Origin of the sequence: Arthrobacter sp. zg-Y1219 (genome assembly GCF_030125545.1) — a bacterium.
Classification (GTDB): Bacteria; Actinomycetota; Actinomycetes; order Actinomycetales; family Micrococcaceae; genus Arthrobacter_B.
This window is the reverse complement of sequence record NZ_JASKLY010000013.1, coordinates 163179-175223: the sequence shown is the minus strand read 5'-3', so window position 1 is coordinate 175223 and position 12045 is coordinate 163179. Positions and strand designations below refer to the sequence as shown.

Genomic DNA, 12045 nt, shown 5'->3' with positions numbered 1-12045 from the left:
TGCTGCGTAGTTGAGCACCAGGGCCACGGCTATGGCCTCAACTCAAGGACCGTCTTACCGATGCGGATGGGAACTCCCGGTTCCACCGGCAGGGCACGCGTCAGCTGGCTGCCGCCGAGGAAGGTGCCGTTGGTGGAGCCGAGGTCCTCGATGAACCAGCGGCTGCCCTGGGGGAACAAGCGGGCGTGGCGGCCGGAGGCATAGTCGTCCTCCAGCACGAGCGTGGCTTCCTGGGCGCGTCCCAGCAGGATCGGGCTGGAGGCCAGTTCCAGGGTGGTGCCGCGCAAGGGTCCCTCGGTCACGACCACCTGGCGCGCGGGGGCCTTTGCCGGAGCGGGAACCTGCTTCTCCAGGGCCGGATTTCGGCGGACCTGCCGCGCGCTGGGCGTACCGGTCCGGTTGCGGCTGCCGACCACCAGATCGCGGCGGATAGCACCGACAACACTGACGACCATCACCCACAGCAGGATCAGGAACCCGTACCGGAGCAGGGTCACAATCAATTCACCGCCCACTAACGTCCCCCGGCCCGAACCGGAAGGAGCCGGAACGTAATTCGGGTGCGACCCATGGCAATAGTGGAACCATCCGTAAGATCTGCTTCCCCTTGTACTTTTTGGCCGTTGACGAAGCTTCCGTTTGTGGAACCGAGGTCGATGGCGCGGCTGACACCGTTTTCGGTGCGGATTTCCAGATGCCGGCGGGAAACGCCGGTGTCATCAACGAGGATATCCGCCTCGGAGGACCGGCCGAGAACAACCGACGGAGCATTCAGTGAATACCGTTGGCCGTCAATGTCCAAAACGGGCTGCAACCGACCCGGGCCCTGGCGCGGGCTGGGCGGGGTTACCTGGCGCGGAGCGGGTGCCCCGGCCTTTTCCGTTGAGGAATCCACCTCGAGGACGCCGGGCTTCAGTGCCGAGTCGCGCGTGAAGGACACGCGGACCGGTCCCTGGAGAGTGTAGGACTGGCTCCTGGCGTGCTTGATGACGACGTCGCACAGCTCCTCGGCCAGCGGTGCGCCCCATTCCTGGGCGCGCTTGAAATCGGCGTCGGACAGCCGGGCAGTAAAGACGTTCGGTGCCAGCGTGCGCCCCTGACCCACGGTGAAGGAGCGTTCATCGAGTTCGCGCCGCATGGCGATGGCCAGCTCCAGGGGTTCCACTCGGCCGGATGAGCCCGAGGAGAAGGCACCGCGCACCACTTTTTCGATTCCGCGTTCGACGTTGTCGAGTAAGCCCATGTTCGCCTCCTTCCCTAGGTCCTGATTCTGTCTTCGATGTCCGGCGGACAACTCCGGTAAATAATTGGGCCAACGTGCGAAGTGGCGGCCCCGGGCGCATCGGAGGTGCCCCTTGGGGCGAATCCGGCGCAGCGGCAAGGCAGGCCAAAAGGTACACAGGTCCTCTTCGATAGTACTGGGGACAGCTGAGAAATGTCTTAACGCGGCTCCGGCGCCGGGAGGGTGTCGGGAGGGTGTCGGCTGGGCGGGCGCCGGCACAGGTTCGACGCCGGAACTGCTTCCCGAGGAAGTTGGGGAGCCTAAAAACCGCGGAATCACAGGGTTTATGGACGGCTGTTCCGGCCGTTTAGGTGTTTGCCCAAAATGTGGGTATGCTTGATTCTGCTGTTCCCGAGGAATCGAGACGCCAACGGTTGTGAGACTGAGGGCACACGCTCCACGGGAAACCATTTAGGCGCGAGTGGCGGAACGGCAGACGCGCTGGCTTCAGGTGCCAGTGTCCGAAAGGGCGTGGGGGTTCAAATCCCCCCTCGCGCACAAAACGAATCACCCCGGTTGAACAGACCGGGGTGATTTTTTTATGCCCGACGGCGGCGGCTGCCCGGCGCGTCCGGCGGCGGTCGGCGGCGGATCAGCCCCATCGTCGGGCCTTAACGCCGGAAGGCCGCCGGTAAACCGGCAGCCTTCACTCCCGGCGCTGTTCCTCGGTTGCCCGTGGAACCGCGCCATCCTTCGTACAGCTAACCCCCGCTGAAACCCTTGGTGAGGTTCTAGCGGCGCTGTTTCGGCGGCTTAGCAGCGATGTGCGCGGCGTCCCTGGCCTTGCGCTCCTTCTTGGCCTCTGCTTCCTTCACACGCTTGGCCTCGTCGCGCACAGCAGCAAAGCTGGCGCGTTCTTCAACCAGCCAGGCCGGCGGTGCGGCCAGCAGTGCAGTGATTTCAGCGGTGGTCAGGGCGTCCGTGATGCCGGAGCGGGTGAGGCCGCCAATGGAAATGTTGAGTTTCTGGGCCACGACGGGACGGGGGTGCGGGCCGTTGCGGCGCAGGTCAATGAGCCACTGCGGGGGATTGGCCTGAAGCTCATCAAACTGGGCCCGGGAAATAGGCCCGTCCTGGAACTCCTGCGGCGCGGCGGGCAGGTAGATGCCCAGTTTCTTGGCTGCCGTGGCAGGTTTCATGGATTGGGATTTCTCGGAAGTCATCTAATAAGGGTATCCGGAGCAGGAGGCCTGGGTATCCCGCTGCGGGTGCTCCGCCGTGGATGCTGCCGAACGGCGGAGAACGCTGGGGGGAACACGGCGGAGAACATGGGGGAGAACATGGGGGAGCACACGGGGGAGAACTCGGGGGAGAACAGAGGGAGCACACGGCGGAGAACACTGCGGAAGGAACGGTGACTCTCCTGGGCTAACCTGAAAAGGTGCCAACAGAAACCCCCCGCCACAAGCCCCGCCCCGCCCGTCCGCTGACGCTGGCCTACGTTCCCGGCGTGACGCCCGGCAAATGGATTGGCCGGTGGAACGAACGGCAGGACCGTGAACTGCAGGCCTACCAGTGCCCGGAAGACGCGGTTCTGGATGAACTGCGGGCCGGACGGGCCGACGTGGTGTTTGTCCGTGTTCCGGACGAGGGCTACATCCGTCCGGCCGACCTGAGCGTTGTCGCCCTCTATGACGAGCGTCCGGTTGTCGCTGCCGCGAAGGACTCCGCGGTCGCCGCGTTCGATGAACTGGATCTGGCGGATCTGGCCGGCGAGAACCTGCTGGATCTGCAGGAAATGGGCGGCGCCGACGTCGGCATGGAAGTGGTGGCCTCGGGCGCGGGCCTGCTGATCCTGCCCATGGCCGTGGCCAAGCTGTACTCGCGCCGCGACGTCGTGTCCCGGCCGGTGTCCGGTGTTCCCGGCACCCGCATCGCTGTTGCCTGGCTGGAGGACACCGAGGACGCGGGGGTCGAGGAGCTGGTGGGCATTGTGCGCGGCCGGACGGCCAACAGCTCGCGCCAGCCCTCGGTCCAGGCGGAGCAGAAGACCACGGCCCGGCAGCGGACCAAGGAGCGACAGAGCAGGAGCGGGGACAAGGCATCGCCCGCGGCGAAGTCCGGCGGCCGCTCCGGTTCGAAGGGCGGCGGCGGTGCGAAGGGCAGCGCCGGCGGCAAGGGAACTGCGGGCGGCAAGGGCAAGGGAAGCCGCAAGAGCGGCAAGCCGCGCCGCTAAACAGCCCCGAGCCGGCCGGACTAGCGCTCGCCCAGCCGCGGTTTCAGCCGGGACTCCTCCAGATCGAGCAGCCGCTGCGCGTCCGCTAGGGTCCGGGACGGGAAATATCCCTCCCTGCGGGCCAGCAGCAGGGCCTCGCGTTCGGCGTCCACAACGGCGCGCCGGAGTTCGCGGTACTGCAGCTGCGGAGTGGGGGACGTGCCGACACCCAGGGCCTTGACCCGCTCCCAGGCCAGTTCGCTGCGCAGGAAGGTGCTTTGCCGCACCCGCTCCACCACGTCCGGGTCCACATCCACGTCCTGCTGCAGACAGGCCTGGGGATCTTCCAGGACCTTCAGTCCGGCGTCGCTGATCTGATCCAGCAGGGTGGCCAGGCTGCGCTGGTCCGCCGCGGCGTTCGCGCCACGGACCCCCAGGATCCGAATCATCCACGGGAGGGTTCCGCCCTGCAGCAGCAGCGTCACCACGGCCACCGTGAACGCGATCAGCACCAGCTGCTCCCGGTACGGGGTGGTTTCCGGAAGGGACTGTGCGGCGGCCAGGGTCACCACGCCCCGCATGCCGGACCAGCCAATGACCATGCCGCCGCGCCAGTCCAGGCCTTCACTGCGCAGCTGCGTGATGTCCGCCCGCCGGCGCCGGTAGAGGTCCTCCGCGCGATCGGCGCGGCGCCGGGAGCGTTCGTTCCCCGGTTCCTGCTCCTTGAGCCGGTCCAGCGCCGCGCGGAACCGGTGGGTGCGCCGTTCCTGGTAGCCGACCTTGGCGCGCAGCAGCAGGATCAGCGGGCCCATCCACGCGAAGCGGAGAAGGATCAGCAGAGCGGTGACAGCCAGGCCGATCCCCACCGACTCGCCCACGGTCAGCAGATCCGGATTGATGTTCTCCACCAGATAGCGCAGTTCCAGGCCCATCAGCAGGAAGACGCCGTTTTCCAGCAGGAACTGGACGGTGTGCCAGTTGACGCTGTCATTGATCCGCGCCTGGGCGCTGAAGGCGGATGCGCTGCGGTGCCCGGTGTACAGCCCGGCCACCACCACGGCCAGCACGCCGGAGGCATGCATTTCCTCGGCCGGAATGAAGGCCAGGAAAGGCACCACGAAGGAAATGGCGGTGTCCAGGGTTGGATCGTTGAGTTTGGAACGGATCCAGACGGTGGCGACGCCCACCAGCAGGCCGACGACGACGGCGGCCGCCACTGCGAACCCGAAGTCCGCCACTCCGGCCCAGATGCTGGACAGGCTGCCGGCGCTGACGGCCAGCGCCGAGCGCAGCAGCACCAGCGCGGTGGCATCGTTGACCAGCCCCTCGCCTTCGAGCACCGTCACCAGCCGCGGCGGCAGGCCGAGTTTCTTGCCGATGGAGGTGGCGGCGACGGCGTCGGGCGGGCTGACCACGGCGCCCAGGGCGATGGCGGCGGCCAGGTCCAGGTCCGGCAGCAGCAGGTAGAGCAGCAGGCCGGTGGCGGCGGCGGAAAACAGGACCAGAAAGACCGACAGGCTGGAAATGGCACCAAAGTTCCGCCGGAAATCGACCACGGGAACGTTTACCGCGGCGGCGTAGAGCAGCGGCGGCAGCACTCCCATCAGGATCACGTCATGCGGAACGGTGAACGTCGGCAGCCCCGGCAGGTAGGACAGTCCGAGTCCGACCACCACCAGGATCAGCGGCGCGGCAATGCCCAGGCGCTTGGAGAAGGCGGCGACGGTGACGATGACGGCCACGCCGATGACAGCAAAGAGAGCTAGTTCCACGGTTCCATTATCCGCCAGAGTCGTTCACAGCTGTGAACGACCCCGTTTTCCTCCGCTGAGCGCTAAACGCTATGCCACTGCCCAGGAGGTCAGCGTCAGGAAGGCGGCATGGACCACCCCGTAAATGGCGTAAACGGTGACCGGAACCATGAGGGCCCATTCGCGCCAGGACCCCGCGGCGCCGATCAGCGGCAGTGACATGCAGCCGCTGCTGCGCCACAGCTTGTTCAGCACGGGCATGCCCGCCAGGGACCGCGGACGCTTGATCCGGAGCGGCCACAGGATCATGACCCCCTGGTGCGTCAGCAGGTCGCCGACGATGTGTACGGCGACACCCAGCCCAACGGCCACGGGCAGCCAGTCGTTGTTTTCCGGTGCGTAAATAGCAATGAAGGCGGACAGCCCCAGCGCCAGCAGCCAGCTGCGGCCCGGGCCGCCGGCTATCTTGAACGCCTTCAGCGCGAACCCCATCAGGAGCACTGACAGCAGTCCGGCACCCACGGCCAAGGAGCCGAAGAAGGGGACGACGGCGGTGACCTTGCCCAGGGCCGTGGCCAGTGCGACGAACACCGCCAGTCCGAGCAGGGAGTGCGTGCCGCGGCGGTGTCCGCCGCTGATGCGCTCGGTGATCCGGGCCAGGATCTTCGTGATCGGCGGCAGGGAATGGGCAATCGTTCCGCTGTGATGGTCGAGGTCCGGAAGCAGGGCGGCCCCGGCGGTGAGGAGTGCCCCGGTGACCACGCCCAGGGGAGTGACCGGATACCAGCCAAGGGCGTGCGGTGCGGTTGAAGCGACGGCAATCCAGGCTGCGGCGCCTGATGCTGCGTGATGACCACCCATCATGGTGCGTGGGGTCCTTCCATAGGGCGGTGTGGAGCACCGAAAATTTCGTAACTTCTTATGCTTTCACGCGGCACTGACACTTCTTTCCCGGCAGTTCCTGCAGTAACTCCGGACGCAGCGACGGCGGGACACCCGTGAAGGTGCCCCGCCGTCGTCGTGCGCTGCTTAGCCCAGCGACGCCAGGCCGAAGATCGCTGCCGCTATGGCAAAGCCCATGACGCCGATCAGGGTTTCCAGCACCGTCCACGTTTTCAGTGTGGTCTTCACATCCATGCCCATGAAGCGGCCCACCAGCCAGAAACCGGAGTCGTTGACGTGGCTCACCACCACCGAGCCGGCGGCCACGGCGATCACCATGGCGGCGGTCTGGATCGTGTTGTAGCCGGCCTCGAGCACGCCGGGCGCAATGAGGGCGGCCGCAGTGGTCAGGGCCACGGTGGCCGAACCCTGGGCGATGCGGAGGATGGCGGCAATCAGGAAGCCGGCCAGGATCAGCGGAACGCCCAGATCGCTGAGCACCGAGCCCAGGGCGTCACCGATGCCGGAGGTGCGCAGGACTCCGCCGAACATGCCGCCGGCGCCGGTGATCAGGATGACTGAGCAGACCGGGCCCAGGGCGGACTCCAGCACTTTTTCAATGGCGGTCTTGGACTCGCCGCGCCGGGTTCCCAGCACCACGCAGGCCACGAGGAGGGAAATCAGCAGCGCCACCGGAGTTTCCCCCAGGGTGCGCAGGAAAGCGAACCAGGGCTGTTCGGCGGCTTCGGCGGAGATTACGCCGGCCGAGGCCAGCGTGTTCAGCCCGGTGTTCAGGAAGATCAGGACCAGGGGCAGCAGCAGGACGGCCACCACGGTGCCGAACTTCGGCGGGTTCTTGATCTCGTCGCCGTCGATCTCGCCCAGGACAGCGGGCACCGGCAGGACGAACTTCTTGCCGGCCCAGAGACCGAACAGGTAGGACGTGACGTACCAGGTGGGCAGCGCTACGACGAGGCCCACAAGGAGGACGACGCCGATGTTGGCCTCGAAGAACCCGGAGGCAGTGACGGGGCCGGGGTGCGGGGGCACGAAGACGTGCATGACGGAGAAGGCGCCGGCGGCGGGAAGGCCGTAGCGCAGGACGCCGCCGCCGAGGCGGCGGGCCACGGAGAAGATCACCGGAAGCATGACCACAAGCCCGGCGTCAAAGAAGATCGGGAAGCCGAAGATCAGGGAGGCGACGCCCAGGGCGAACGGGGCGCGCTTTTCGCCAAAGGCCCGGATGAGGGTCTCGGCCAGCACCTTGGCGCCGCCGCTGGTTTCCACCAGCCGGCCCAGCATGGCGCCGAGGCCCACAAGCAGGGCAACGGTGGCCAGCGTCGAACCGAAGCCGCCGGTCAGCACCGTCACCACGCTGCTGGTCGGGATTCCGGTGGCGAAAGCCGTCAGCAGGCTCACCAGGATCAGCGAAACGAATGCGTGCAGGCGCAGCTTCAGGATCAGGAACAGCAGCAGCGCAATGGCCCCTGCCGCGATCAGGAGGAGAGGGCCCGCACCGAGGGTTTGGGACCAGCCTTCAATTGTCATGGATGTGCTCCGTTGCTAAATGAGGAACTGCTGCTGGGCGTGGGGCTGCGGCGGCGCCGGAGCCTGGGGTCAGTTGCTGGGCAGGTTCAGCCGGGTCAGGATTTCCGCGGCGATTTCCGCCGGAGGTTTGAGAATGTCGACGACGACGCCCGGCTCGTCCTCGGCCAGCGCCTCCAGGGTGCTGATCTGGGACGGAAGCAGGGAGGCGGGCATGAAATGCCCGCTGCGGGTCTTCATCCGTTCGCTCAGCACCGCGGCGTCACCGTTGAGATGGATGAAGTGGACCTCGCCGGAGGCGGTGACCAGGACATCGCGGTAGGCGCGCTTGAGCGCGGAACAGGTGACGATGGTGGATCTTCCGTTGCCGGCCTGGGTGTCCATCCAGTTCCGGATGGAGTCCAGCCACGGCCAGCGGTCGTCGTCGTTGAGGGGTGTTCCGGAGGACATCTTGGAAATGTTGGCCTCGGGGTGGAACTCGTCGGCCTCGGCGGCAATCCAGCCCAGGTGCTCTGACAGCAGCGTGGAGATGGTGGTCTTGCCGGAGCCGGAAACGCCCATGATGACGAGGTGCTGGGGGGTGGGGATCATGTTCTCTCCTGGACGCCGTTGTCGCCGGAAGCCGGGCTGGCCCCCTCCTAAGTGATCTGAGGACAAAGGTATCACCATACATGTGATTGATAACACCAATGCGCGCTAGGCTTGGTTTTCGATCCTGCCGTACGGATCGGCAGTCATCCGGGTCAGTATTTAGGGGAACAGCATGGAGCGCAGCTTGCCGCCGCGGGCGGCGGCAGCCGTCATGAACGGGGCCATCATCGACGCCATCGGCGCAGACATCATTGCCGGCGTACTCCTGCCCGGAGCCCGGCTGACACTGGAGGGCCTGCAAGAGGAATTCGGTGTGTCGCGCACCGTGGTGCGGGACTGCATGCGGATCCTGGAAGCTATGAATCTGGTCTACTCCAAGCGCCGGATCGGCATTGTGGTCCAGGAGCCGTACCACTGGAACTGGTTTGATTCCCGGATCATCCGCTGGCGGCTGAACGGGCCGGGACGGGATGACCAGTACCGGACCCTGACCGAGCTGCGGGTGGCAGTGGAACCGATGGCGGCCTGCGGCGCCGCCCGGCACGCCGGCGAGGAGGACCGCAAGGCCCTGGTGGAGCTTGCCGCGCGCATGCGGCTGCTCGGTGAAGAAGGGCGGTTGGACGACTTCCTCGCCGCGGACATCGCGTTCCATACCCTGCTGCTGCGCACCAGCGGCAACGAAATGTTTGCATCCCTTGACGCCGTGGTGGCGGAAGTGCTGACCGGACGGACCAAGCAGGGCCTGATGCCCGACCATCCCCGCGAAGTGGCGTTGCAGGGCCACGAGCGGGTGGCGCGGGCCGTGGCCGACGGGAACGGCGGCGAGGCAATGTTCCAGATGACGGAGCTGCTCGAAGAAGTCCGCAACGCAGTGGCGTAGGCCAAAACCCGCGCGCCCGCCCAGACGGCAGCGGCCGGCCTTCCCGCAGGGGAAGGCCGGCCGCTGGTCCGACGCTGATGCCGGATGTGCCTATACGGTTGCCTGCGAGTTGGCGTGCTTGGGGGTGACCACCGAGGCGGTGGGCTTGACGTTTTCGGCATTCACCATCCAGGCATACTGTTCCAGCTTGCTGATGAAGCCGTGCAGGATATCCGCGGTGGTGGGATCTTCCTCATCCACCTGGTCGTGGACCTTCCGCATGGTTCCAACAGTGGCTTCCAGCAGCGCGACCGTCAGATCCACGGTGTCCTTGGTGTCCACCAGTCCGGCGGGGAAGGGAGCAAGCGAGGTGCCCGCGGACACGGCAACGCTCCGGCCGTCCGGAACAGCCTCAAGGGCGCGCATGCGCTCGGCCAGCTCATCGGCGAACAGGCGGGCATCTTCGATGATTTCATCGAGCTGCAGGTGAAGGTCGCGGAAGTTCTTGCCCACAACGTTCCAGTGTGCCTGCTTGCCCTGCAGGTGCAGTTCGATGAGGTCCACGAGGACGGCCTGCAGATTGGTGGTCAGTTCTTTAGAAGCCTTCACGTTTCCTCCAATAGTGACGAAAAATGTTGCCGAAAGACGCCTGCGCAGTCCGCTTCCCGGGACCGGGACGAGCCGCCGCAGCCGCCAACCTAAGTAAGCTTACCTTCTGGTTGAACTCCGCGGGCCCGTTGGGTAGCGTGAGGTGCCGGGCCGCAGAATTACGTCCGCCAGGCACAAACCGGGCAACCGCTGTCCGACGTACGCACGATAGCCGAATAATGCAGGATCCGACTACCGGAGGGACCTCCATGACCACCGTAGAAGAATCAGTTGACGTTGCTGTGCCCGTATCCGCTGCGTATAACCAGTGGACGCAGTTTGAATCATTTCCGCAGTTTATGGGCGGCGTTGAATCAATAACCCAGGTTTCCGAAACACGAAACCACTGGATCACTAAAATCGGCGGGGTGGAACGTGTTTTCGACACGGAAATCACCGAACAGCATCCGGACGAGCGCGTCGCCTGGAAGAGCACCGACGGGACCTCCCACGCCGGAGTGGTGACTTTCCACCGGCTGGGGGACTCGGAAACCCGTGTCAGCGTCCAGCTGGACTGGGATCCGGAGACCTTCATCGAGAAGGTGGGGTCCGTCGTCGGGGCAGACGACCGCCAGGTGAAGTCCGACCTCAAGCGTTTCAAGGAGTTCATCGAGGGCCAGGGAGCGGCGACCGGCGCCTGGCGCGGCAACATTGACGCCCCGCCGTCGGCGACTGCGGCAGCCCCGACCTCCACCTCGACGTCCGGGCTGGCAGCGGCGCCCGAGTCTGATCCCGCCATGGATGATCCGGAATCCGGCGGTCCGCGCGCCGGGCTCTAGCCGGCGCGGGACGGATGGCGGTGCCGGACCCCGGTCCGGCCTGACGCACAGCCCGAAAAGCCGTGCATCAGGCCGGATCCAGGCCCCGGACCGCGGGGCCTTCCAGCAGTTTCCCGTCAGCGGCAAAGCGGGAGCCGTGCAGCGGGCAGTCCCATGATGCCTCGGCGTCGTTCCAGGACAGCACTCCGGCCAGGTGCGGGCAGACTGCCGAAACCCGGGAGACTTCGCCGTTGACCGTGCAAACGCCCACCGGCTTCGCCTTTCGGCGCACGACTTTCCCCTGGCCTTCGGGCGGAGCGGCCTGATCCGTGCCGGCCATCGAGGAGGCCCAGCCCGCCACCATCTCCAGCCCCACTTCAGCGTTGTCCCGCGCGGCGCTGAGCACATCCCGGGAGGAGAGCTTCGGCGAATACCAGTTCCCCGTCCGGCTGTCCTCGGCGGCGGGCGCCATTGCCTCGGCCAGGACCAAGGCGGCAGCGACGGCATTTGTCATGCCCCACTTGTTGAAGCCGGTGGCGGCAAAAATGCTGCCGTCCCCGAACGGCACCTGCCCCACATAGGGCAGGCCGGCCGCCGGTTCGTAGTCCTGGGCGGACCAGGAGTAGGCAGGGGATGAGACGGCGAAGTGGTTCCGCGTCCAGCCGGCCAGGTCATCCACCAGCGCCTGCGGGTGCGGATGGCGTCCGACGGCGTGTCCGTTGCCGCCTGAAATGAGGTAATCAGTGCCTTCGACCCGCGCGGTGCGCAGCGAACGGGAGGGTGAATCGATGGACAGATACATTCCCTGCGGAACGTCTCCCGTGACCGGGTGGGCCATCGCGTAGGACCGCAGCGGCAGGAGCCGGGCAAAATATCCGCCGCGGTCCAGGACCGGGATGCCGGTGGCCAGCACCAGATGCTGGGCGGACACCGAGCCGGAGGACGTGATGACGCGGACCCGGTTTCCGGAGGCGGTGCCGGCTCCGGTGACGCGGACACCCTGGACCAGGGTTCCGCCCTGTGCGCGGAACTCCGCGGCGAGCGAAGCCAGTGCCTGGAGCGGATGAATCTGCGCCTGTCCGGCGAGCTCCAGGGCACCGGAGACGGCAAACGGCAGCTCGGTGTCCCGGGTCATCCGCACCGCGAGGCCCGCGGCGGTGGCCGCCGACAGCTCCTTGTCCAAACTTCGCCGGCCGCCGTCGCCCAGCGCATAGGTGTACGCGGTGCGGATGTCGTGGTCGACGTCGTGTTCCCGGCAGAATTCCAGCAGCCAGTCCTGCCCGGCCCGGTTGGCTTCCACGTAGTCCCGGACGCCGTCGGGCCCCTGATGGGAGGCGATGCGTGACAGCTGCAGTCCTTGGAGCAGGGACAGTTTTGCCGTGGTGTTTCCGGAGGTGACGGCTCCGGCCTGCCTGGCCTCCAGCACGGCAACTTTTTGGCCGCGGCGGGCCAGGAGCAGGGCGGTGGTGAGCCCGGTCAGGCCGGCGCCGGCCACCACGGTGTCATAGGACCCGCCGGGCACAAACGCATCGGCGGAGATGGACGGGGCGCTGGCCAGCCACAGCGATTCCATG

The 12045-nt window shown here is 66.6% G+C and carries 11 protein-coding genes, 1 tRNA gene and 1 pseudogene; 4 read left to right on the top strand and 9 right to left on the bottom strand.

All coding sequences use genetic code 11. The features are described 5' to 3' along the window. Nucleotides 1-29: 29 nt before the first annotated feature. Both QNO00_RS10035 and QNO00_RS10030 read right to left on the bottom strand, forming a co-directional pair. The gene (locus QNO00_RS10035; protein ID WP_442860515.1) at nucleotides 30-515 is read right to left on the bottom strand and encodes an FHA domain-containing protein FhaB/FipA; all 486 of its coding nucleotides are present in this window, start codon (nucleotides 513-515) and stop codon (nucleotides 30-32) included. Next, nucleotides 515-1243 carry an FHA domain-containing protein gene (locus QNO00_RS10030; protein WP_284024426.1) on the bottom strand — a complete coding sequence of 243 codons (729 nt, stop codon included), beginning with the start codon at nucleotides 1241-1243 and terminating at the stop codon, nucleotides 515-517. Before QNO00_RS10030 ends, QNO00_RS10035 begins: the two co-directional genes overlap by 1 nt. 454 nt (nucleotides 1244-1697) lie before the next feature. Here QNO00_RS10030 and QNO00_RS10025 point away from each other — a divergent pair. After that, nucleotides 1698-1780, top strand: a tRNA-Leu gene (locus QNO00_RS10025). Nucleotides 1781-2013: 233 nt separating this feature from the next. Here the strand turns inward: QNO00_RS10025 and QNO00_RS10020 are convergent. Then, nucleotides 2014-2445 (bottom strand): DUF5997 family protein, encoded by a 432-nt coding sequence (locus QNO00_RS10020; protein ID WP_229966501.1) that lies wholly within the window; start codon nucleotides 2443-2445, stop codon nucleotides 2014-2016. Nucleotides 2446-2663: 218 nt separating this feature from the next. Between QNO00_RS10020 and QNO00_RS10015 the strand changes: the two genes are divergently transcribed. Continuing rightward, nucleotides 2664-3458, top strand: coding sequence for a LysR substrate-binding domain-containing protein (locus QNO00_RS10015; protein WP_284024425.1), 795 nt, complete (start codon nucleotides 2664-2666; stop codon nucleotides 3456-3458). Between the two features lie 20 nt (nucleotides 3459-3478). On the opposite strand, the gene QNO00_RS10010 is transcribed toward QNO00_RS10015, so the two are convergent. The 4 genes from QNO00_RS10010 to QNO00_RS09995 form a co-directional block, all read right to left on the bottom strand. Beyond that, nucleotides 3479-5209, bottom strand: coding sequence for a cation:proton antiporter (locus tag QNO00_RS10010; RefSeq protein ID WP_229966503.1), 1731 nt, complete (start codon nucleotides 5207-5209; stop codon nucleotides 3479-3481). A 69-nt stretch (nucleotides 5210-5278) separates the two neighbouring features. After that, nucleotides 5279-6052 carry a metal-dependent hydrolase gene (locus tag QNO00_RS10005; RefSeq protein WP_284024424.1) on the bottom strand — a complete coding sequence of 258 codons (774 nt, stop codon included), beginning with the start codon at nucleotides 6050-6052 and terminating at the stop codon, nucleotides 5279-5281. 165 nt (nucleotides 6053-6217) lie between these two features. Beyond that, the gene (locus QNO00_RS10000; RefSeq protein ID WP_284024423.1) at nucleotides 6218-7618 is read right to left on the bottom strand and encodes a GntP family permease; all 1401 of its coding nucleotides are present in this window, start codon (nucleotides 7616-7618) and stop codon (nucleotides 6218-6220) included. A gap of 69 nt (nucleotides 7619-7687) precedes the next feature. After that, nucleotides 7688-8206 (bottom strand): gluconokinase, encoded by a 519-nt coding sequence (locus QNO00_RS09995; RefSeq protein ID WP_229966506.1) that lies wholly within the window; start codon nucleotides 8204-8206, stop codon nucleotides 7688-7690. A gap of 172 nt (nucleotides 8207-8378) precedes the next feature. On the opposite strand from QNO00_RS09995, the gene QNO00_RS09990 reads away from it, so the two are divergent. Next, the gene (locus QNO00_RS09990; RefSeq protein ID WP_284024422.1) at nucleotides 8379-9086 is read left to right on the top strand and encodes a FadR/GntR family transcriptional regulator; all 708 of its coding nucleotides are present in this window, start codon (nucleotides 8379-8381) and stop codon (nucleotides 9084-9086) included. Between the two features lie 90 nt (nucleotides 9087-9176). Here QNO00_RS09990 and QNO00_RS09985 read toward each other — a convergent pair whose 3' ends face one another. Continuing rightward, the gene (locus QNO00_RS09985) at nucleotides 9177-9674 is read right to left on the bottom strand and encodes a Dps family protein (RefSeq protein ID WP_229966508.1); all 498 of its coding nucleotides are present in this window, start codon (nucleotides 9672-9674) and stop codon (nucleotides 9177-9179) included. Between the two features lie 248 nt (nucleotides 9675-9922). On the opposite strand from QNO00_RS09985, the pseudogene QNO00_RS09980 reads away from it, so the two are divergent. After that, nucleotides 9923-10366: pseudogene (locus QNO00_RS09980) on the top strand (SRPBCC family protein); the annotation flags it as partial. 193 nt (nucleotides 10367-10559) lie between these two features. On the opposite strand, the gene QNO00_RS09975 reads toward QNO00_RS09980, so the two are convergent. Next, nucleotides 10560-12044, bottom strand: coding sequence for an FAD-dependent oxidoreductase (locus tag QNO00_RS09975; protein ID WP_284024421.1), 1485 nt, complete (start codon nucleotides 12042-12044; stop codon nucleotides 10560-10562). Between the last annotated feature and the right edge of the window lies 1 nt (nucleotide 12045).